We start from the raw sequence: 20,235 nt of genomic DNA, 5'->3' as shown, positions 1-20,235 counted from the left end.
TGTCATGTAATTAACCAGTCTGACTTCCTTTGAATCAGCCAATTTAATCAACTTTTTATCGAAAAGCATGCTTATAATGAAGAGATTTTTCATTATTTTTTCAAATGTTTCAGACCCCTCGGATTGAGGGTAATAGAGTACATTAATTAAATCGCTAATAGAAAAGGACTGGTGATGATCGATGGAAAATCAACGTATAAACGTAAATGGCATCGATTTAGTCTATGAAGAGTGTGGAAGTAACAATGAGAAGGTAATTATCTTGCTTCACGGTTTCTGCGGATCATCTCAATACTGGCAAAAAATTTGTCCTTTGCTGAGCGATGAGTATCGCATCATTATTCCTAATCTCCGTGGGCACGGCGGCTCTTCTAGTCCCGAAGGCACCTATACGATGGAATTAATGGCTGAGGATATCGCACAGCTAATGGAATCACTTCAAATAGAAAAAGCAATCATGTTTGGGCATTCCTTAGGCGGCTATGTAACGGTTGCTTTTGCGGAAAAATACCCTGAGAAGCTCAAAGGATTTGCGCTTATTCATTCAACCGTACGTCCCGATTCCGATGAGATGAAGGAAAAACGATTGGATGATATTGCAGAGATTCAGAAAAAAGGGATTATGGCTTTCGTCCGCAAGACTATCCCTGATCTCTTTAATGAAGAAAAGCTGGATGAGATGCGTGAGGATGTCAATGAGCTTATCCATGTCGGACAGCAAATGAAAGCGGAGGCTGCTATTTCCACTATCGAAGGTATGATGCAGCGTTCAGACCGGAGTCATGTGCTGGCTGAAGCCAAATTCCCCGTCCTGCTTGTTGCAGGTGAAGCAGATGGTCTCATAGCGCCAGATGATTCTTTTTCTGTGACGAAGCTGGACGAGGCTGAGACCACATACAGCTATCCGCATATTCTCGAAACAACATTTGAGGATGTCGGGCATATGAGTCTGTTAGAAGTATCCGACCAGCTCGCGCGAGTGATGTCAACTTACTTAAAGACGCTGCGTGAACGCGAGAAAACGAGAAGTGAAGTGAACTGAGGTAAATTTTTGATTGTGGAACAAAGACTGGCCTCTTATTGAATAGGAGAAGGTAGAACATGTACGTAACAACATTTATTAATCAAACAAAAAGAAAAATAAGCTGCAAAACGGATAATAGCGCACAACTTATCCTGTTGTCCATCATGAAACATTTTGGAACAGTAGCGATCCATGTAAAATAAAAACCATAAAATATTGAAGGGCTGTCTCAGAAAGTAGATTAACTACTTCTGGGGCAGCCCTTCTGGCATATTTCGTCTTCCAAATTTTCAACTTGTATGGTAGTATGGCAGTGTAAGATTGAAAGGAATGATCCCATGGACTATAGAGTTCGCCCTCAACCGGTTTCTACTAGAGATGCGGTCTATATGCAGCTTAAAGAACAAATATTGAAGCTCGAGCTTCCTCCAGGAACACCTCTCTCAGAAAACGAGACCTCGTTATTGTTCAAGGTCAGCCGTACTCCTGTTAGAGAGAGCTTCTTGAGGCTTGCGCAAGAGGGACTTGTACAGGTGCTTCCGCAGCGCGGCACATTCGTTTCCCTAATCGATACTGCTCTTGTAGAGGAAGCAAGGTTTATGCGGGAGCAGCTTGAGTGCGCCGTCATTTATGTTGCCTGTACCGGCTTCCCGCAGGAGGCGTTAGCGCACTTGGAATCCAACTTGCAACAGCAGCAAGCCTGTATCGAGCAACAGGATTATAAGAGCATGTTCGAGCTTGACCAGACCTTTCATCGTATCCTCTTTGACGGGTCCAGCAAGAGTCACATATGGGCTGTCATGCAGCAAATGAATGTTCACCTCAATCGAAGCCGTATGCTTAGATTAGTTGATGACCACAATTGGGCACATCTATTCGAGCAGCATTGTCGGATGGTTGAAGCAATCAAAGCGCAGGACGGGATAACAGCAAAATCAATAATGAAAGAGCATCTTAGTCTAAACATTACCGATCAAGCCCTATTGAAAGAGAAATACCCGAATTTCTATAAATAATAACGGGAGGCATAATACGTATGCAAATGACATTCAGATGGTTTGGCGAGGGGAATGATACCGTTCCTCTCAGCTACATCAAGCAAATTCCAGGTACGGACGGGATCGTTTGGTCGCTGCATGATATAGCTGCTGGCGAGGAATGGCCTTTAGATCGAATAATGGAAGTGAAGCAACAGGCAGAGCAAGCAGGTCTGCATATTGATGTTGTTGAAAGCGTTAACGTTCATGAGGATATTAAACTAGGTTTGCCTTCTCGTGATCTATATATTGAAAATTATAAGAAAACGATTGAAAAGCTTGGCAGTGTTGGCGTTAAAGTCATTTGCTATAATTTCATGCCGATCTTCGACTGGCTGCGTACCGACTTGCACAAACCGATGGGGAATGGAGCTACAGCCTTATTTTATGAGAAAAGTCGAATTGCCAATGCCGACCCATTCCAATTAGTCGAGGAGATCAATGCGAACTCTGCATTGACTATGCCAGGCTGGGAGCCAGAGCGATTGCAGCATCTAACAAGGCTGTTTGAGGCATATAAAGGGGTAACGGAAGAGCATCTGTGGGAAAATCTGCGCTATTTTCTAAATGAAATTATTCCTGTCGCAGCTCGCAACGGTATTCGAATGGCTATCCATCCGGATGATCCGCCTTGGTCCGTATTTGGCTTGCCACGCATCATGACATGCCAAGAAAACTTCCGCACCTTTCTGAAGCTATACGACAGTCCATATAACGGAATTACACTTTGCAGCGGTTCTCTTGGCGCGAATCCTAACAATGATATTATCTCGATGATTCATGAATTTGGCGATCGGATTCCTTTCGCGCATATCCGCAACGTCCGCGTATTCGAAAACGGAGATTTCATTGAAACCTCGCATCGTACACAAGATGGTACTGTTGATATTGCCGGCATCGTACGTGCCTATCACGAGATCGGCTTCACGGGCTACGCAAGACCTGATCATGGTCGTCATATTTGGGATGAGCAGTGCAGACCAGGCTACGGGCTATATGATCGCGCGCTTGGCATTATGTATTTATGGGGACTTTGGGATGCTTATCAGCTAGCGGAGTCCGCCAAGGAAGAGCAGGTATCAGACCTATGAACCCATTTCCGAAACATATATCGTTAGAAGGAAAAGTAGTCGTCATTACAGGCGGCGCTGGTGTACTATGCCGTGTTATGGCTTTGGAGCTAGCAAGCCAAGGAGCTAAAATCGCCATTCTTAATCGCACGATAGAGAAAGGAAAGTCCGTCGCAGATGAGATTGTGGCGGCTGGCGGCACAGCTATTGCTGTCTCTTGTGACGTCACGAGCGTTGAAAGCACGCAAGCCGCTGGCGCTATCGTGCTCACACAATTAGGTCCCTGCGATATTCTTATCAATGGTGCAGGAGGCAATCATCCTAGCGCCAACACGACAAATGAGACATTTAAACCTGAGCACTTGAATGCGGAGAATATGACCACGCTATTCAATTTAAGCGTTGATGGCTTCCGCAGCGTCATGGATCTCAACTTTGTAGGCACACTCATTCCTACGCAAGTATTTGCAGAACAAATGCTTGCGCGGCAAGGCGCTACCATCATTAATATTTCATCCATGAGCGCCCCTTCGCCCATGACGAAAGTGCCAGCGTACAGTGCAGCCAAAGCGGCCATCGTCAACTTCACACAGTGGCTTGCCGTTCATTTGGCGGAATCCGGTATTCGAGTCAATGCTATTGCTCCCGGCTTCTTCCTAACAGATCAGAACCGTAAGCTGCTTTTGCACGAGGATGGTTCGTTAACGGAACGATCCAACAAAATCATTACCCATACTCCAATGCGGCGTTTTGGTAAACCAGAGGATCTGCTTGGCGCTTTGCTGTGGCTTGCGGATGATACGACCTCTGGCTTCGTCACAGGCACAACCATTCCTGTTGATGGCGGATTTCTCGCTTATTCAGGTGTTTAAAGCTTGAACTGGTCCATTCCTCTGAATGAGATGGAGAGCAATATGCCACCCTACAAGAGGAAAGGAAGGTGATAAGCGATGACATCATCCAAAAGTCGCCGTGAAAATGCTTGGCATCAGCGAAAGCATAACCAGCAGCCGCATGGTAAAGTAAAGTCGCTTGAAGAAATCAGTCAGGAAGTCGATCAATCAAAAACGAAGCAATAGTGTTGAATGAAAACAAATACTCCACCCCGCCGCAAGGCTTGGGATGGAGTATTTTTATTCGTTCATGCATAATATGAGCGGTTATATTGCAAGCTGTTTATAAGCATGATCAAACGCTGCAGCAGCCGTAAAATCAAGCGCTGTCAGCCCCCCATCATGCCAGGTAGTCATGCGGAGTGTTACCATTTTATAATCGATAGCTATAAAGGGGTGATGATTCAACCCTTCAGAGGCTTGCGCAGCAAGGTTTACAAATGCGACAGCATCTAAAAAGGTACGGAAACGATACTTTTTTACGATCCACTTGCCATCTTCCCGCTTCCATCCCTCTACTGCATTCAGACTCTCTACGATTTGATCCTCTGTCAGCTTCATTCGTTTCCCCTCCTTAAATAGCTTATGTTTTCATTTATCGATGCAATTCATACAGATCAAGCACATCACAATTAATGGTGTCGGCAATAGAGATCGCTACTTTAAGAGGCATTATACGCTTGTTCTCTATATAATCACCTATTCGTTCAGGTTTAACAAGTAAAGTTTGCGCCAGCTGCTCTCGCGAGATGCCTCTATCATTTAAGCGCTGCTGAAGCAAGCAGCTGCCTAGCTCTATTTTCATTGTATAAATCCTCCAATCATTCAACCTTATCCTTTCATTGTACCCATAATAAGATCTTTCTATTATACCCGTAATAAGCTGATAGCCTACGTATGATTCAACTGGCGCCAGCTTTTTTTGTTTGGGCTATTGGCATCGATGCATATGGTAATTAAAATCTACCTTCAATTGCTAGACTAATGACATTGATAATATGTCTCTGTAACAAACACACAATCAAAAAATGATATCCAATCATATCTTATAGAGTAGTCAATTAAGAGGAGGTTTTAAAATAATGTCTCATAATGTTGGTACTATCCTAGTTCTTTTCATTTTATTAGTAATTATCGCTTGCAGTGGTAGCGTCTTAGGCCGTAATGAGAGAAACAATAACAGAAGCAATGGAAGTCGCAACGAGAAAAGAAACGAAAGAAGCGACGAAAGAGGCTATGTAGGCGGTTGCGGCACAGGCTACTAATATTGTAGTTAATCTTCTTCTCCCTTACCAAATAACCAGTCGCTAGGCTCTAGCAATGTTTAACCTATTTTTAAAGGAGTACGTAAAGGAGGTGAATGTAGAATGTCTGATTCTGTTCGTGGTGTAAACAATAACATTGGTACTATTCTTGTATTGTTTATTTTGTTGGTGATCATCGCTTGTAGCTGTCGTCATTGGTAATTGTTCCCCAGGGAATAGCCTCTTCTACCAATCTTCATTCACTAGACTAATGGCATTGATAATATGTCTCTGTAACAAACGCACAATCAAAAAATGATATCAATCATATCTTATAGAGTAGTCAATTAAGAGGAGGTTTTAGAATAATGTCCCATAATGTTGGTACTATCCTAGTTCTTTTCATTCTACTTGTCATTGTCGCTTGTAGCTGCGGCGTATTAGGCCGTAACGAGAGACGCAATGAGAGCATCAATGACAGAAGCAACGAAAATCATCATGAGAAAAGAAATGAAAGAAGTAATGTCGGAGGCAATAGCTGCGGTTGCGGCTACTAAAAACTCAACTGTTAACTGACTTCATTCCTGCCAGTATATACGCTAAACGATCAACCACATCCATCTACCCATTATTAAACTCTAGCCATATTAAATTTGCTTTGAATGATAATTGCAAGGAGGTGAATGTTTAATGTCTGGATCAGTTGGTGGTGTAAATAGTATTGGTTTTATTCTTGTACTGTTTATTTTGTTGGTGATTATCTCCCGTAGCTGCCACATCTAATAATACCTCTAATAGCTGAACCAATAGGCTCATTGCCAGAGCCTATTGGTTTGACTTAATCAAATAGGCGAATCATCCGGGGCAAATGTCACTACGTAACAAATATCCAGTCACAAAGCTCCAGTCGTGCATAACTTACAGAGTACGCAAGACGCAAGGAGGTGAATGTTTAATGTCAGGATTAGTTGGCGGTGCAAATCACAACATTGGTTTTATTCTTGTATTGTTTATTCTGTTGGTGATTATTTCTTGCAGCTGTGGAATTTTCGGTGGCGGTTACTAATAAATAATGTTTAAATGGCCGAAAGGCGAAAATAAAAGATCCACTGCTTAGAACTAAGCAGTGGATCTTTTTTGTTACCGTATTTAACGAACAATGGTTTTATCGCTGACTGTACCATTATCTTTCCTGAATTTATTGAACAGCTTTCGTACATATGGCAGAACGATTATATCTAGTCCGAATTTACCCGCATTTGCTCCGGCTACCAATATGATCATTCCGATCAGCATCATCCATGGGTTAGTCGATACGGTTCCAGCGAACATAAACATGAAGTTCATCAAGAGACCAAAGAATGCAGCAAGTGTAGTAAGTGCTCCTAGAATAAGTCCCAATCCAACTAAGAACTCGCCTAATGGAATAACGAAGTTAATGATCTTTGCGTTTGGCAGTGCAAAATGCTCTACGAATGCAGTGAAGGTTGGATATACAAGTTCATTTGTTCCTTTGTCTACCACCGGGCTTCCTACCGCAGCTTTTAGAAATCCACTTGCATCAAATCCGCTTTGGAGCTTATGCCATCCGGCACTCATCCACTCCCATCCCAAGTAAACACGTATCAAAAGCAATAAGCCTGCAGCATATTTATTCTCTCTCAACCATTTGAATAACATAATAATCCGCTCCTTTTTTTGAAAAGCCTCAACATCTCTTGTTGCCTCTATAGGTTTATAACAGTTAAACCGAGATCGTTTCGATTAGCTCCTTGAGCTTGTTCGCCGAACGGTGCAGCAGCGCTTTTTCTTCCTCCGTAATGGGAATATCAAGTACCTCTCTAACCCCTTGACGGTCTACCACACAAGGAACGCCCATGTACACATCGGATAGGCCATGATAATTTTCAACTAGCGTAGACACGTTTAGTACCGCCGATTCATTACGCAAAATAGCTGTTACGATACGGTCAAGCGCAAGCGCTATTGCATAGTAAGTTGCACCCTTCGCTTCAATAATTTCATAAGCTGCATCTCTCGTATGCAAGAAAATATCCGACTTTTCTTCTTCACTAAGATTAAGCTGCGAACCAGCCACATTGGCTAAGCTCCAAACAGGAAGCTCGGAGTCTCCATGCTCCCCAATGATGTGAGCATGAACGCTGCGCGGGTCAAGCTGCAATTTCTCGCCGATGAGATAACGGAAGCGTGCACTGTCGAGAATCGTACCAGAACCAATAACTCGGTTTGTCGGCCAGCCCGACTTCTGCCAGCAGAAGTAACTCATAATATCAACTGGATTAGTTGCAATAAGCAGGATGCCATTATCGTTATACTTCAAAACTTCGGAGACAATGCTCTCATAAATAGCGATGTTTCGTTTCAATAAGTTGAGGCGCGGTTCACCAGGCTTTTGCGCTGCACCTGCGGTAATAATAACAATATCTGCGCCCTTGCAATCCTCATAAGTCCCTGCCCATACTTTTGTTTGCCCTAGGAAAGGCATGCCGTGGTTCATATCTAATGCATCGCCAACCGCTTTTCCAGCATTCGCATCAATCAGGACAAGCTCATCCATTCTGCTGCGAAGCAATAACGTATATGCTGTTGTGGAACCAACCGCTCCTACACCGATTACTACTACTCTTGTCTTTTTCATATTCATTCCGCCTCTTCAAATGGTTTATTTACGTAATAGTACATATATCCCATAAGGATTGAACCGCCAAACAGATTGCCGAGCGTCACAGGCACCAGGTTATGAATCATACCCTCTAGTGAAATGGTACCCGGATGATTCAGCACAAGTGCAATAGCGAAGGTACATAAATTTGCAATACTGTGCTCGTAGCCTGAAATGAAGAAGCAGAATACGAACAGCATCATGGCGAACAGCTTTGGCCCATCTCCCCTAAGCGACATTGGCACGAAAAATGCTAAGCAAACCAGCCAATTACAAAGCAATCCTCTGAAAAACAATTCCAGTACCGGTGCATGAAGCTTCTTCTCAACCACGCTGAGCAAAAAACCGTTAACCGATGCATCCTTGAATAATCCGGTAGACCAGATCAGAAGAGCAAAAGCGACTGCTCCTAGAAAATTGCCGGCGTAGCTGGTACACCATAGCTTCACAACATTTTTCCAGCTCATCTTGCCGCGCAGCGCCGTAAACGTGAAGTAAAAGGTGTTGCCTGTAAAAAGATCTCCGCCGCCGTAATTGATCAGAATAATAGCTGCGCCAAATGTTATTGCCGCCATTGGATAGGTTAGCGGACTGTGTTCGACGTAGAAGAAGCTACCCGTTTTGAATGCTACGATTACGCCGAAGCCAATAAACATACTGGCTAACATGGATCGCAATATATATCGCAGCTTGCTTGACATGTAAACTTTTTGCTTCTTCAGAGCAAGCTGTTCAACCTTTCTTAAAGGAGCATGTTCCACTAATAGACCTCCTAACTTTTTGTCTTGCAAAAGGTGATTCATATGAGATCGGTTCACCGTTTTGTTTAACAAAAGTCGTATCGTATGCATGTGCTTGATGTTTGTCGTTGATGTGTTGTTTCGCTTTCCATACCCTTATTCTAGGGAAATATTATCCATTTGTATGTCGGGGAATTCCCTGAAATATGTCTCAGGGTATCACGCAATAATTACGCTAATAATGGGGAGCTTCCCTGATATTCGCGAGAACGTTATCCATTTAGAATAGAAGGAAGAGAAACGATGAGAGGGGCTGGCTGCAATGGCTGTTGGTGCATATACACTTCTGCAGGACGGGAATAGGAAGAAGGAAGAGGGAGCGGAAGCTTTCTTCACCAAAGAGAACTTCCAGTTACTCAAGAGCATTATGCAAACAAAAAAAGTAGAGACTAACGGTCATCTATTCCAAGAGGGCGAATCCGCAGAATATATGTATTTTGTCAGAAAAGGCCGCGTGAAGCTGACCAAAACAACGGATACAGGAAATAAAATTACGCTTTATCTCCATCATACAGGTGATTTATTCGGACAAATCACACCATTCCAGCCTTCACTCCAAGCCTTCAGTGCCGAAGTCATTGAGGAGTCTGAATTTGGAGTCATTGAACAAAGAGATTTGGAGAGACTGCTTCTCCATAACGGTGATCTAGCCATTGAGTTCATGAGATGGATGGGCGCTATGTACCGAATGACACAAGCCAAATTCAGAGACCTGCTGCTATACGGCAAGCCTGGTGCTCTCTGTTCCCTGCTTATTCGGATGAGTAACTCCTATGGCATACAGCATGGAAGCTATACGGTCATTAACTACAAGGCAACCAATATGGATCTGGCAGAGATGATAGGAGCTACGAGGGAGAGCGTCAATCGTCTTCTTAACGATATGCGCAAATCGGAAGTCATCGATATCAAAAACGGCAACATTATCATTAAAGATATGAACCATCTCCGTCATGCATGCAGATGCGAGCACTGCCCTGTTGAAATTTGTCGGGTATGATCTTGCGATCACTCTAATTAAATAGGAATGAAGAGGAGAAAAACAGCGTGAGGGTTATAGATAGAGAGTGTTTTTCAACATATAGAAAGAGCACCTAACCTCTGTTCAATCAACAGGGATAGATGCTCTTCCTTTTCATGTATGAATAATGGCGATAAACACAGCTTATCGCGTTCCGCTTATGCAGTTAATTTGTGCATCACTTACGCCACGGTCATTTCAATCTCCTCGTATTTCTCATCAAACGAGATACGCAGTGATTTATTTTCTAGATACCATAAATTATCCGCTTCAATAAAATAAGTTATGCCATCGACCACTTCACTTATGCCAATACTCCTTGGGGATTCCTTAATGACACCAAGTGACAGACCTGGATGAACACTTCCACAGCCGCCAAGGCGGACATAAATGCGCACATAGTCTCCATCCGTCAATTCCATTTCCGATTTGTACCAGCGTGCTGCCGTCTTCTCCACCACTAATTTCATCGCCTGCCAGCTCCTTCATAACGTTATGGAAACTCGTGTACTACTCCATCATCACCAATTCGCTCATTGCTGTCAACCTTTGATCAAATAACGCGGTAGAAGAAGCTCAATAATCATAAATAGCCATCCCCCGATTCAATAAATACGGAGCATGGCTATTTATGCGGCTATATACTCAATTCTGTATGGTCTGTCTTGCCTCTTAATTGATTACACTGCTAAGGTTTAATGCCGCTCGCATCCATCTCTGTTTTGATTTCTTCCGGCAGCTTTCTAGATGCATTAGGTACTTCCCTAGTCTTAACATCAATATCATCAGACGAGTAAATAGCGATACTCATTGTCCCGGCGTTCGCAAAGGCACGTATGAGAATCGGCTGATTGTACTTATTCTGGAATACAAAATCAGGTCCATACCAGCTCACTGTAGCATCACGTCCTGAAGGTACATAAGGTACATTTTTGCTATGGGAGTAACGCTTTACGATCTGTAAGCCTGCACGATCAACAGCATTGAACAAGGTGGATGAGGTCTGACAGATTCCTCCTCCAATATCCTCAGATACCTCTCCTCTAACGATTACAGGTGCACGAAGATATCCCTTCTCCTTCGTACGTTTACCTACTACTCCATTGAAGGAGAAGGACTCGCCAGGGAACACGACATGATTGTTAATTGCTTTCGCAGAGAGTCCGATGTTATAAGACCGATTTTTATTATTTGAATTGTAATATGTAGAATATTGACCGATCTTCTTTACTTTTATCGTCGACAGCAGCTCGCTGTCCACCTTCGGGTACACGGGCAATAAGGGTACTTCGATCTTTGCTGGGGCTCCCTCATAAATAAAATGATGGAATTGCAGCTTAAAAGCTTCCCGATCAAGCTTGCTTCCTGTTTTCTCCGATTGTATTCTACCGTTCCCATCCAGAACAGCATTAACTGGCTCGCGGCGAACACGCATCTCGATCTCATCCATTAATTTATTTAATCTGCTTTCGATTACAATAGGTACACCAGGCAGCGGCTGTGTGTAATGCGATCTATCGACATTTGCGATATGTTCGCCTTGCAGCTCAACCATAAGATTTCCGGGCAACTCCACCCCCGTAAATAGAAATAAAACGGCTAAAATAATATGCATCGCAATGATCACTCATCTCCTTCAGTCTTTCTTACCCCGAATAGTATGAGTTTAATTTCTTCTACGCATGCACATTTACGATTCACATATTTTTTGATTGGTTAGCTGAAAATAGGAAGAACGCAATTGTTCATCCGTTCTGATCATACGATGTTTTTAATTAAAATGATGATGGAGGAAATGCAATGAAAAAGAACAGAATTAAATTAAAGCATTTAACCGCTATATGGACGGCGATGCTATTTTACATACTCCTCTTAGCTCAGCAAGAGCATGTACATGCTCTCAAAAAATCGGTAAAACCAGAGGCAGCCGCATTCACGATTACCGTTCGTTCAAGCCAACATGCCGCTTATGTTAGTGAACTGGATTTTGAAAGCAATGTCATAACGGCAGCTTTGAAGAATGCATCCCGTGAGACTGGAGCTGCCGGAGTATTTTACCCCGATATTGCTATCAGCCTGCATCACACGAATGGCACAGTGCATTTCCGTCTAGAGCAAACAGGCGATCTATGGGATACAGCCAAGTTAGAACGAATCAAATTACCGAAGCAAGGGGCAGATAAGCTTCTGAAATTAGCGGCAATTGCTCGTTCTCAGCATTATGGAAAAATGATTCCTTGGGATGAGGCAAAGCACATTATTCCGAATAAAAGTATATTTAGCGTGACCGATATCGAGAGCGGCCTTACTTTTCAAGTACAAAGACGTGCCGGAAGCGATCATGCGGATGTACAGCCAATGACGAAGAAGGACACAGCAATTATGAAACAAATTTATAATGATCACTGGAGCTGGAAGCGGAAGGCGGTTCTCATTCATGCAGGTCATGATTACATGGCAGCATCTATGAATGGTATGCCGCATGGCGGAGATGGTATACCGGAGAATGCTTTTTCAGGACACTTTTGCATCCATTTCAATTTAAGCAGCACGCATAAATCCGATCAGCCCGATATTGCCCATCAGCTAATGGTTAACAAAGCAGCTGGCAATTTAACAAGCTATTTCGATTCTGCCCCACCGCGAATACTAGCTAGAACCTTTATTGAAGTGATGGATCATGGGGACAAGGAATTGCTTGAACAGCTATCGACGGGATTGTCCCAAGAAAAACTCGACTATTTTGTGAAGGAGCTAGAATCAATCCGCTCCATTCGTGAACAGAAACCGCCTAAATCCAAGGGTTCTGATGATTCCCTTCAATTAGATCCATTTAATGAAAGCTTAACTGCTGAGGTTCGTTTACCTATTATGCTTGAGAAGCAAAACCATTCTCCTCGCAGCAGTCATTATCTATTCAGCTTCACCCGAGCATCGAAAAACTCGCCTTGGCGATTTGCAGATGTCCAAGATTGATGGCAAGACACCCCAACCTTGTGCAACCAACTGGTAGACATGCTATAATTATGTTTGCATTTACTAGAGAGAGTAGATATCGTTCGCTGGTTGCGAAATACAATAGATATTGGATATGGGAGGGGGTTTTGCAATGTTCGAGAAGCGGTTAAAGCAGCTCCGAAAGAAGAGGAAATTAACGATGCAGGAAGTAGCTGATTACTTAGGTGTTGCAAAGAGCACCTACGCAGGATATGAGTCTGGATATCGGCAGCCAACACTGGAATCCATACAAACGATAGCACGAAAGCTTCGTACATCGGCTGATTATCTTCTAGGACTGACCGATTATCCAGAACCACCTGCGGAACTCAATCATAATGCCAAAGAATATTTAAATTACGAGCAGCTTCATTGGGATGGGGTTCCTTTGGAAAAGGACGACCTCGATTTGATCCGCAATTTGCTTGAACGTGTTCTTCGTGACCGCACCTTGCCAAAGGATGGGGAGTAACACTACATAATATATTGATTCAATTTGGTTTCAAACTCGCTCTTAAGCTCATTCATCAACGTGCTGTAAGATTCTTTCCATCCCTCAATAACCTTTGACGAGACAGAGGCTTTTTCCGCGTTTTGAATAACCCCTTGGAATTTAACATCACATGAGGTTCCTGAATCCCCTAATGCCTTCGCCCATTGATCATGCAATGCCAAAATCGCATAGGGATCATTTCCATCCAGCTCCTTCATACTTTCTTGAGCACTTACCAAAACCTCGTTCATTTCCTGTGTGCAAGCAGCTTGAATGCCTATAATTTCTTGCTCATATTGCTGGGTTTCACTAACAGGAGGAGGTGTAGCTGGTGTGCTTGGTCCTTCATTCCCTGCTGGAGCTTCAACATCCGGCTTCTTGCTTGGAGCAGGATCTGGTTTTGCAGGGCTCGTCGGCTTACTTCCTCCTGTGTTGCTCGTATTCTTATCTTTATCCTTTGTCCCATCAACAGTCTGAGCAGGCTTAGGCAGGACAGTTGCATCACTGTCTCCATCTCCACTGAGAGCTGGTTCTTCTTCTGATTGAGAAGCATTCGGATCAGGAATAACTGTCCCATCGCCTTTAGGCGGTAATTTATCGGTTTCCGCTGCCCCGTTCTTCTGGCCTGGGGTAACCGGTTTTGGAGCATCGAGATCCAGATATACGATCTCACCGCTGCTCGCATGTACCGTTTCAGTCTTGGATGAATCCTTCCAATGCAAGCCGCCCCATGCGGCCACCAATACCACTGCTAACGAAGCCAATATAATATTAATAGCATCCGGTTTCTGTAAGCGATGCCTTCTTTTCTTTCGTTTATGTTTATGTTCCATTATTAGCGGGACACCACCTTCTGTTCAAGAAATAGGCCAGCCTTCATTCTCTGAAGAGAAGAAAGGCTGGCTCGTGCTTAGAAGCTCATTAAATCTTTGATAATGAGCAAAATCATTTTATTAACCTTGAGCTTTGCTTCAGTTATTGCTTTTAATTTAATAATAGTAGTTGTATTCACTTTATTGATTGCAGTAACCGCTTCATTGCCAAGGATTACGGAATCCATAATTAAATCTACTTTTTGCTTATTATTTTTTGCTGCGTCCAGCTTCTTCGCTATTTCCGCAATTTTGACGTCTAATTCCTTCAATATTTGATTTAAAGCAACTGTAGGATCATCGATTCCACCGGTATCCTTGCTGAGTGTCACCTCTTGCTTGAAAATAACCTGTCCGCCATCGCCGAAGGCATGACTTAGCGTAGCTTGGATGACCGCCGTTCCTTTGTCAGCTTTTTTCGCTAAGGTCACCTTTCCTTGGGACGTCACAGAAATATCCTTGCTTCCGGATACTCTCTCCCATTTCAAGCTGGATGAAGGAATTTCAACACCTAGAAGCGTTAAGCCATAATCATGTTGGCTGCCCTTCTCTGAAACTTTCACAGTCGGTACCGCTTCAGAACGAACATATGCCACATTCAATGCCGTAATTGCTGCATCATCTTTTTTCAGCTTCGATTTGATCTTTTTAATAGTGGATTGCACATCCGCCGATTTCACACCAAGATTATTCAGCGCATCACTTAATGCATACTCGTCCGTTTTAGACAAAACGGTGTTCATCGCTTCTTGATTGAGCTCTTCCATATTGTCTTTATCACGAAGCAGCTTAGCCAGTTCTGTTGATTTCATTCCGGCTATTTTATCGCTTACTGTTCCACTAATTCCTTTTAGCTCGGCACCGTCGCCAAACATAAGGATGAGAAAATCATCAATCGTAAGCGCATCAACGCCACCAGCTTCCGCTAGCAGACTAAGTATAGCCTGAGCTTCTGCATTATTTCGCAGCCCTTCCAGATCTGCCGCTGTAGGCATGTATTGGAAGTAACCAACTGCCTTTACGATTGCAAATAACCCTGTCTTCAACTGCGCTTTATCAATCGTGTCCGGAAGATTTGGAGATACCTTATTCCAGATTGGATCAATCAAGCCTTGATCCTTCACGGGATCAAGCCCTGCGATTTCCTTCTTCAGGTTGAGTACATCCTTAACCTTGGAAGCACCGCCTGCCTCTAGCGCAGCATACAGCTTAGTCATTCTCGCAAAGAACGGCTCCTCAGGGAAGACAGCCCCTTCTGATTTTACCGCTTCCAGCTTCACTTCTTTCTTGAATATGACTTTAGCCTCTCCGCCGTAAGGGTTTAAAAGTCTAGCTTCAATAACAGCGGATGCGCTTGGCACTTTCTTAGCTAGCGTAACCTTACCGTTTGCAAGTACTGTTATATCCTTGCTGCCTGATACTTTGCTCCACTTCAGTGCAAGTGCTGGAACTTCGATACCGAGAATCTTCAGTTTATAATCATGCTCGCGGCCATCCTTGCTTACGACTACCTCTTCCGTAGACTCAGAACGCATGTAAGCAACTGTCAACGCATTTATAGCAGGCTCATCCTTTTGCAGCTTCTGTTGGAAATTAGCTGCTGTCAGCAGCACATCTTGCGGAGCAACGCCAAGTCCGTTCAAAATCGAGCTCAACTTGTAGTCTTCCGTTTCCCCTAGCAACTGCTGCATAGCACCAAATAGAACCTCTGTTATTCCTTTACTGTTCCCAAGCAAACGAAGCAATTCCGTCGATGACAAGCTAGCAAGCTTCTCTCTTACGGTACCTTCTACACCTTTAAGCGATTTCCCGTCTCCGAACAAAAATACGAGGAAGTCATCCATCACTAGATTTTGACCGCCGCCGGCGGCTGCAATTTCTTTCAGAGTAGCGCGATATTCTGGATTCGTACGAATCGCTTCAAGACCAGATGCAGTAGGGTCGTACGTAACGGAACCAATTGCTTGAATCAAATCGAACAAGCTCTTCTTCAGCTTCGCTTGATCTGCAGTCGCGGGCAGCTTTTGAGCAATTTTGCTCCAAACCGGCGCAAGCAGTGCCTGACCAACTCCTGCATCTAGGCCTGCTATCTCATCCCTAAAGTTTCTGACGTCCTGCAAATCAGCTGAATCGCCTGCAGCTAGCGCGGCATACAGCTTGTTCATGCGTGCAAGAAATTGTTCAGATGGGAATGAGCCGTTACCCTCTTCTTCTCCTCTATCGAACGTAATTTCCTTTTCAAAAACAACCTTTGCTGATCCGCCATATGGATTCATCAGCTTCGCTTGAATAACCGCTGAAGCTTTCCCTGTGCCCGCTGGAATCGTAACGGTACCATTAGCCGCAACTGTTATTTCCGAACTGCCAGAGGATTTGCTCCAAGTCAGCACAGCAGCCGGCACTTCAACACCAAATACCTTGAGTGTATATTTATGCTGAAGTCCATCCTCACTAATCTTCACGGACTCCTGAGACGCTGAGCGGAAATAGGCTACCGTCATCGCACTGATTGCCGGTTCATCCTTTTGAAGCTTATTCTGGAAGTTAAGAACGGTTGCCCTAACATCCTGAGGGGTTATGTCTAATTTGCTAAGGATAGAGCTAAACTTGTAATCTTCCGTTTTGCCTAGCAGCTGCTCCATCGATTGAAGCAAAACAGTAACAATGCCACCCTTATTTCCGAGCAGCAGCATGAGCTGCATGGAAGACATTCCTGCAAGCTGATCACGAATGGTTCCTTCTACGCCCTTGCGGCTGCCCCCGTCACCAAACAGAAACACTAGAAAATCATCAATGGTAATGTTGGCATCACCGCCTAGTGCTGCAATCGTCTTCAGCGTTGCACGATACTCAGGGTTCGTTCGTATGGCTTCCAAATTTGAAGCGCCAGGATCATATTGAATGGAACCAACTGCCTTAATAATTCGGAACAAGCTAGCCTTAAGCGCTTCTTGATCAACCGATTCTGGAAGCTTTGGACTAATTTTATTCCATATTGGATCAAGCAGCTTTGCATTCTTTGTCTCATCAAGACTCGCGATTTCATCACGTAAATTTCTAACCTCCTGTACGTCGACAGGATCACCGGCAGCAAGCGCAGCATGCAACTGATTCAATCTATCCAAAAAGGCACTTGAAGGCAGCTCTGCCGAAGCTGCATTTGCCACACTGACTAACCCGAGCTTCTCCGCCAGCCCCTTCTCGCTTAACGGAAATCCCGCAAATGAAGTAGCCAGCATAGAAGCCGCTAGGGCGGTAATCGTTGCTTTTCTTCTAAACGTCATTTCGTTCACCTCATCTTAATAGTTTTGGATTAAAATAATAGAACAGGCATCTTCTCTCTTACACCTTGGGTTAAGCTTGGTCGACCTACAGAATAATAGATAAAATCAGTACCTAGTAAATGTTCCTCTTTAAATACATTTCTACCATCTATAAGAATCGGACGCTTCATTATCGTTTGCAGCAATCCGAGGTCGACAGTTGTAAATTCATCCCATTCTGTCAGCAGGCAAAGCGCATCGGCATCCTTAGCTGTTTCCAAAGCGTGCTGGCACCACTCTACCCCAGCAATTTTATAGAAGCTTTGAAAGTTTTCCATCGCAATAGGATCATAGGCCTTCACCTTCACGCCGTTATCGACGAGGTGGCGAATAATTTCCACTGCAGGTGAATCTCGCACATCATCGGTATTCGGCTTAAACGCCAATCCCCATATTGCAACGGTTTTCCCTCTTAGTTGTCCGTTAAAAATCGTCTCTAATTTGCGAATAACGTTCCAGCGTTGATCCTGATTCACTTCCACTACGGAACGCAGCAGCTTGAATTCATAATCAACATGCCCGGCAATTTGAATAAGAGCACTGGTATCCTTAGGAAAGCAGGAACCTCCATAGCCGATCCCTGCTTTGAGAAATGACGGGCCGATTCGTTTGTCATAGCCCATTCCTTCCGCTACCTGTGTTACATCCGCGCCGACTTTCTCGCAAATATTAGCAATCTCATTGATAAATGATATTTTGGTTGCTAGAAACGCATTGGACGCATATTTAATCATTTCTGCGCTGCGAATATCTGTCACAATGATTTGATGGGTTAGCGGCTCATGCAGCTGACGCATCATTTCTGCTGCGCTTTGGTTCTCTGCTCCTATCACAATTCGGTCTGGATGAAGCGTATCCTCAATTGCAGAGCCCTCTCTCAAAAACTCCGGCAATGAGATGCTGTCGAATCTCTCATTCGTATATTCACGTATTAAGTTTCCAATCCGCTCATTCGTTCCAACGGGAACTGTGCTTTTTACAGCAATGATTTTGTATCCGTTCATCGCTTCTGCAACTTCAATAGCCGCGCCATTAATGTATGCTAGATTAGCTTCTCCATTTGGAAGCGGAGGTGTTCCGACTGCCAGTATAATCATGTCGGATTGTTGAACCGCACTGGATAAATCAGTCGTGAACGAAAGCTTTCCTGCTAAGCGATTCGCCGCAGCCAGTTCCTTCAAGCCTGGTTCATAGATAGGAATGCCGCCGGCATTCAGGGTCGCAATTTTATCAGCATCCTTATCCACGCAAATGACCCGATTGCCAAGCTCCGCATAGCAGACACCTGATACGAGACCGACATAGCCCGTTCCGATAACTGTAATGTTCATTCTTACCACTCCTCTCTTAGGTTCGCTCATTTATACTGAACAGAATTCAAGAATCTCATCCCATTTAAAAGCAAGCCTTACAATATCCTCTTCAATAAGCTCTGATCCGGTCTGCACCTCAATGATGTCCATCTCTGTATCTGCACGAAGACTATGTCTGCTGTCCTTCGAAATAACGAGCACATCGCCTGCATTTACAGCAAATTGTTTGCCGTTAAGCACCATCTCTCCGCTGCCGCTTACAACTGTCCATACTTCGTCTCTAAGCAGATGATACTGGTAGCTCAAATTCTGGCCTGCTGAGATACAAATTCTTTTGGTCAGCACTTCTTTACCATCCGGATACTTCAAATAATCAAGCACGCGGTAACGTCCCCAGCGCCGTTCCTCATACATAGGACGTTGATCTGAATGCTTCATTACCTCTTTGATCATCGGACTTGATGCTTTGTCAGAAACGAGAATCCCGTCAGGACTTGCCGCTACAATGACATTCGATAAATTCAAAAGCGTAATGGGAATATCAAGCTCATTGATGACATGCGTATTAATGGAGTCCTCCGTAATGATGCCTTTGCCGATTAATGACGTTTCAATTTCCTCCGTCAATGTGTTCCACGTTCCAAGGTCCTTCCAATCTCCCTCATAGGAGAGGGCAACGATATGATTGGATTTCTCTACAATTTCATAGTCAAAGCTATTCTTTGGCAGTCTGCCGTATTGCTTCAGCATCTCGTCGTACTGAATCGGGAATTCATTCGCAATCAATATATTAATGAGAAAATCAAGCTTGAATGCAAACACGCCGCAGTTCCACAAAGCAGCTTGCTCAATCATCGCTACGGCTTCTGCCTCGCGTGGTTTTTCTCTAAAGCTGTGCACATTTACATAAGAGGATTCTCCTTCTCCATGAGCAGAGGGAACGATATAACCGTATTTCTCGGAAGGATAGGTCGGCTTTACACCCATCAAGGCAAGATCTGCACCAGACTCATTCAGCACACCTTCAAGCTCCTTCGTTTTGTGAAAAAAGGATTCGTCCACATACGGATCAACCGGCATCACCACAACCGTCTCGTTCAAGCTGACGCCTTGAACCGAATAGAGGTAGGTTGCCGCAAGCGCGATAGCGGGAAAAGTATCTCTTCTTTCTGGTTCAACGATGACTTCTATCTCGCTGCCAAGCTGACTGTGAATCATTTCAACCTGTGGCTTGCTGGTTGCAATGTAAGCATGTCCGCCCAATCCAGCGCTCGATATTTGACCCCATACACGCTGAACCATGGATTCCCGTTCGCCGTCTGCATTTTTTAACACCTTCAAAAACTGCTTGGACCGCGACTCATTCGATAACGGCCATAACCGCTTACCCGATCCGCCTGAAAGAAGAACTATTTTCATGGTGATACCTCCTGAAAGTTTTGTGAAGCGATGCTACCTTGTATTT

General features: G+C 44.0%; 24 protein-coding genes. 13 read left to right on the top strand and 11 right to left on the bottom strand.

Annotation, left to right across the window (positions count from 1 at the left end):
- The first annotated feature begins 181 nt into the window (after window positions 1-181).
- The 6 genes from AC0YOD_RS23065 (at window position 182) to AC0YOD_RS23040 (ending at window position 4,210) form a co-directional block, all read left to right on the top strand.
- Window positions 182-1,042 carry an alpha/beta fold hydrolase gene (locus AC0YOD_RS23065; protein WP_475801678.1) on the top strand — a complete coding sequence of 287 codons (861 nt, stop codon included), beginning with the start codon at window positions 182-184 and terminating at the stop codon, window positions 1,040-1,042.
- A gap of 59 nt (window positions 1,043-1,101) precedes the next feature.
- Window positions 1,102-1,227, top strand: coding sequence for a hypothetical protein (locus AC0YOD_RS23060; protein ID WP_475801677.1), 126 nt, complete (start codon window positions 1,102-1,104; stop codon window positions 1,225-1,227).
- A gap of 135 nt (window positions 1,228-1,362) precedes the next feature.
- On the top strand, window positions 1,363-2,040 hold the full coding sequence (locus AC0YOD_RS23055) for a GntR family transcriptional regulator (protein WP_475801676.1): 678 nt from the start codon (window positions 1,363-1,365) through the stop codon (window positions 2,038-2,040).
- Between the two features lie 20 nt (window positions 2,041-2,060).
- Window positions 2,061-3,152, top strand: coding sequence for a mannonate dehydratase (uxuA, locus tag AC0YOD_RS23050; protein WP_475801675.1), 1,092 nt, complete (start codon window positions 2,061-2,063; stop codon window positions 3,150-3,152).
- Window positions 3,149-4,003, top strand: a complete 855-nt coding sequence (locus tag AC0YOD_RS23045; RefSeq protein WP_475801674.1) for an SDR family oxidoreductase — start codon at window positions 3,149-3,151, stop codon at window positions 4,001-4,003. Before uxuA ends, AC0YOD_RS23045 begins: the two co-directional genes overlap by 4 nt.
- A 78-nt stretch (window positions 4,004-4,081) precedes the next feature.
- Window positions 4,082-4,210: a DUF6254 family protein gene (locus AC0YOD_RS23040; protein WP_475801673.1), complete on the top strand. Its 129-nt coding sequence runs from the start codon at window positions 4,082-4,084 to the stop codon at window positions 4,208-4,210.
- Between the two features lie 81 nt (window positions 4,211-4,291).
- Here AC0YOD_RS23040 and AC0YOD_RS23035 read toward each other — a convergent pair whose 3' ends face one another.
- Both AC0YOD_RS23035 and AC0YOD_RS23030 read right to left on the bottom strand, forming a co-directional pair.
- The gene (locus AC0YOD_RS23035; protein ID WP_475801672.1) at window positions 4,292-4,585 is read right to left on the bottom strand and encodes a 4a-hydroxytetrahydrobiopterin dehydratase; all 294 of its coding nucleotides are present in this window, start codon (window positions 4,583-4,585) and stop codon (window positions 4,292-4,294) included.
- Between the two features lie 34 nt (window positions 4,586-4,619).
- Window positions 4,620-4,829: a helix-turn-helix domain-containing protein gene (locus tag AC0YOD_RS23030; protein WP_475801671.1), complete on the bottom strand. Its 210-nt coding sequence runs from the start codon at window positions 4,827-4,829 to the stop codon at window positions 4,620-4,622.
- Window positions 4,830-5,106: 277 nt separating this feature from the next.
- Here AC0YOD_RS23030 and AC0YOD_RS23025 point away from each other — a divergent pair, with 277 nt between their 5' ends.
- From AC0YOD_RS23025 to AC0YOD_RS23010, 4 genes are all read left to right on the top strand, one after another.
- Window positions 5,107-5,289, top strand: a complete 183-nt coding sequence (locus AC0YOD_RS23025) for a hypothetical protein (protein WP_475801670.1) — start codon at window positions 5,107-5,109, stop codon at window positions 5,287-5,289.
- Window positions 5,290-5,636: 347 nt separating this feature from the next.
- Window positions 5,637-5,825, top strand: a complete 189-nt coding sequence (locus AC0YOD_RS23020; protein WP_475801669.1) for a hypothetical protein — start codon at window positions 5,637-5,639, stop codon at window positions 5,823-5,825.
- A gap of 133 nt (window positions 5,826-5,958) precedes the next feature.
- Entirely contained in the window at window positions 5,959-6,051 is a 93-nt protein-coding gene (gene yjcZ, locus AC0YOD_RS23015) for a sporulation protein YjcZ (RefSeq protein ID WP_475801668.1), read from the top strand.
- A gap of 172 nt (window positions 6,052-6,223) precedes the next feature.
- A complete protein-coding gene (locus tag AC0YOD_RS23010; protein ID WP_475801667.1) occupies window positions 6,224-6,334 on the top strand; it encodes a YjcZ family sporulation protein in 111 nt (36 codons plus the stop codon).
- Between the two features lie 83 nt (window positions 6,335-6,417).
- Here the strand turns inward: AC0YOD_RS23010 and AC0YOD_RS23005 are convergent, their stop codons facing one another.
- The 3 genes from AC0YOD_RS23005 to AC0YOD_RS22995 all read right to left on the bottom strand — a co-directional run bounded on the left by AC0YOD_RS23005 (window position 6,418) and on the right by AC0YOD_RS22995 (window position 8,712).
- The gene (locus tag AC0YOD_RS23005; RefSeq protein WP_475801666.1) at window positions 6,418-6,948 is read right to left on the bottom strand and encodes a DoxX family protein; all 531 of its coding nucleotides are present in this window, start codon (window positions 6,946-6,948) and stop codon (window positions 6,418-6,420) included.
- A gap of 64 nt (window positions 6,949-7,012) precedes the next feature.
- Entirely contained in the window at window positions 7,013-7,933 is a 921-nt protein-coding gene (locus AC0YOD_RS23000) for an L-lactate dehydrogenase (RefSeq protein ID WP_475801665.1), read from the bottom strand.
- On the bottom strand, window positions 7,930-8,712 hold the full coding sequence (locus tag AC0YOD_RS22995) for a formate/nitrite transporter family protein (protein ID WP_475801664.1): 783 nt from the start codon (window positions 8,710-8,712) through the stop codon (window positions 7,930-7,932). The genes AC0YOD_RS23000 and AC0YOD_RS22995 overlap by 4 nt, the downstream gene beginning before the upstream one ends.
- 301 nt (window positions 8,713-9,013) lie before the next feature.
- Here AC0YOD_RS22995 and AC0YOD_RS22990 point away from each other — a divergent pair, with 301 nt between their 5' ends.
- The gene (locus AC0YOD_RS22990) at window positions 9,014-9,751 is read left to right on the top strand and encodes a Crp/Fnr family transcriptional regulator (RefSeq protein WP_475801663.1); all 738 of its coding nucleotides are present in this window, start codon (window positions 9,014-9,016) and stop codon (window positions 9,749-9,751) included.
- Between the two features lie 203 nt (window positions 9,752-9,954).
- On the opposite strand, the gene AC0YOD_RS22985 is transcribed toward AC0YOD_RS22990, so the two are convergent.
- Both AC0YOD_RS22985 and AC0YOD_RS22980 read right to left on the bottom strand, forming a co-directional pair.
- A complete protein-coding gene (locus AC0YOD_RS22985; protein ID WP_475801662.1) occupies window positions 9,955-10,242 on the bottom strand; it encodes a HesB/YadR/YfhF family protein in 288 nt (95 codons plus the stop codon).
- Window positions 10,243-10,460: 218 nt separating this feature from the next.
- The gene (locus AC0YOD_RS22980) at window positions 10,461-11,387 is read right to left on the bottom strand and encodes a VanW family protein (protein ID WP_475801661.1); all 927 of its coding nucleotides are present in this window, start codon (window positions 11,385-11,387) and stop codon (window positions 10,461-10,463) included.
- A 185-nt stretch (window positions 11,388-11,572) separates the two neighbouring features.
- On the opposite strand from AC0YOD_RS22980, the gene AC0YOD_RS22975 reads away from it, so the two are divergent.
- Both AC0YOD_RS22975 and AC0YOD_RS22970 read left to right on the top strand, forming a co-directional pair.
- Window positions 11,573-12,748, top strand: coding sequence for a hypothetical protein (locus AC0YOD_RS22975; RefSeq protein WP_475801660.1), 1,176 nt, complete (start codon window positions 11,573-11,575; stop codon window positions 12,746-12,748).
- A gap of 133 nt (window positions 12,749-12,881) precedes the next feature.
- On the top strand, window positions 12,882-13,241 hold the full coding sequence (locus AC0YOD_RS22970) for a helix-turn-helix domain-containing protein (RefSeq protein ID WP_475801659.1): 360 nt from the start codon (window positions 12,882-12,884) through the stop codon (window positions 13,239-13,241).
- Between the two features lie 2 nt (window positions 13,242-13,243).
- On the opposite strand, the gene AC0YOD_RS22965 is transcribed toward AC0YOD_RS22970, so the two are convergent.
- The 4 genes from AC0YOD_RS22965 to AC0YOD_RS22950 form a co-directional block, all read right to left on the bottom strand.
- Entirely contained in the window at window positions 13,244-14,095 is an 852-nt protein-coding gene (locus tag AC0YOD_RS22965) for a hypothetical protein (RefSeq protein WP_475801658.1), read from the bottom strand.
- 77 nt (window positions 14,096-14,172) lie between these two features.
- Entirely contained in the window at window positions 14,173-17,418 is a 3,246-nt protein-coding gene (locus AC0YOD_RS22960) for a hypothetical protein (RefSeq protein WP_475801657.1), read from the bottom strand.
- A gap of 29 nt (window positions 17,419-17,447) precedes the next feature.
- The gene (locus AC0YOD_RS22955) at window positions 17,448-18,788 is read right to left on the bottom strand and encodes a UDP-glucose dehydrogenase family protein (protein ID WP_475801656.1); all 1,341 of its coding nucleotides are present in this window, start codon (window positions 18,786-18,788) and stop codon (window positions 17,448-17,450) included.
- 30 nt (window positions 18,789-18,818) lie between these two features.
- On the bottom strand, window positions 18,819-20,189 hold the full coding sequence (locus AC0YOD_RS22950; protein ID WP_475801655.1) for a sugar phosphate nucleotidyltransferase: 1,371 nt from the start codon (window positions 20,187-20,189) through the stop codon (window positions 18,819-18,821).
- Window positions 20,190-20,235 lie beyond the last annotated feature (46 nt).

The organism is Paenibacillus sp. J31P13 (genome assembly GCF_056269295.1).
This window is presented reverse-complemented; position numbering and strand designations above follow the sequence as displayed.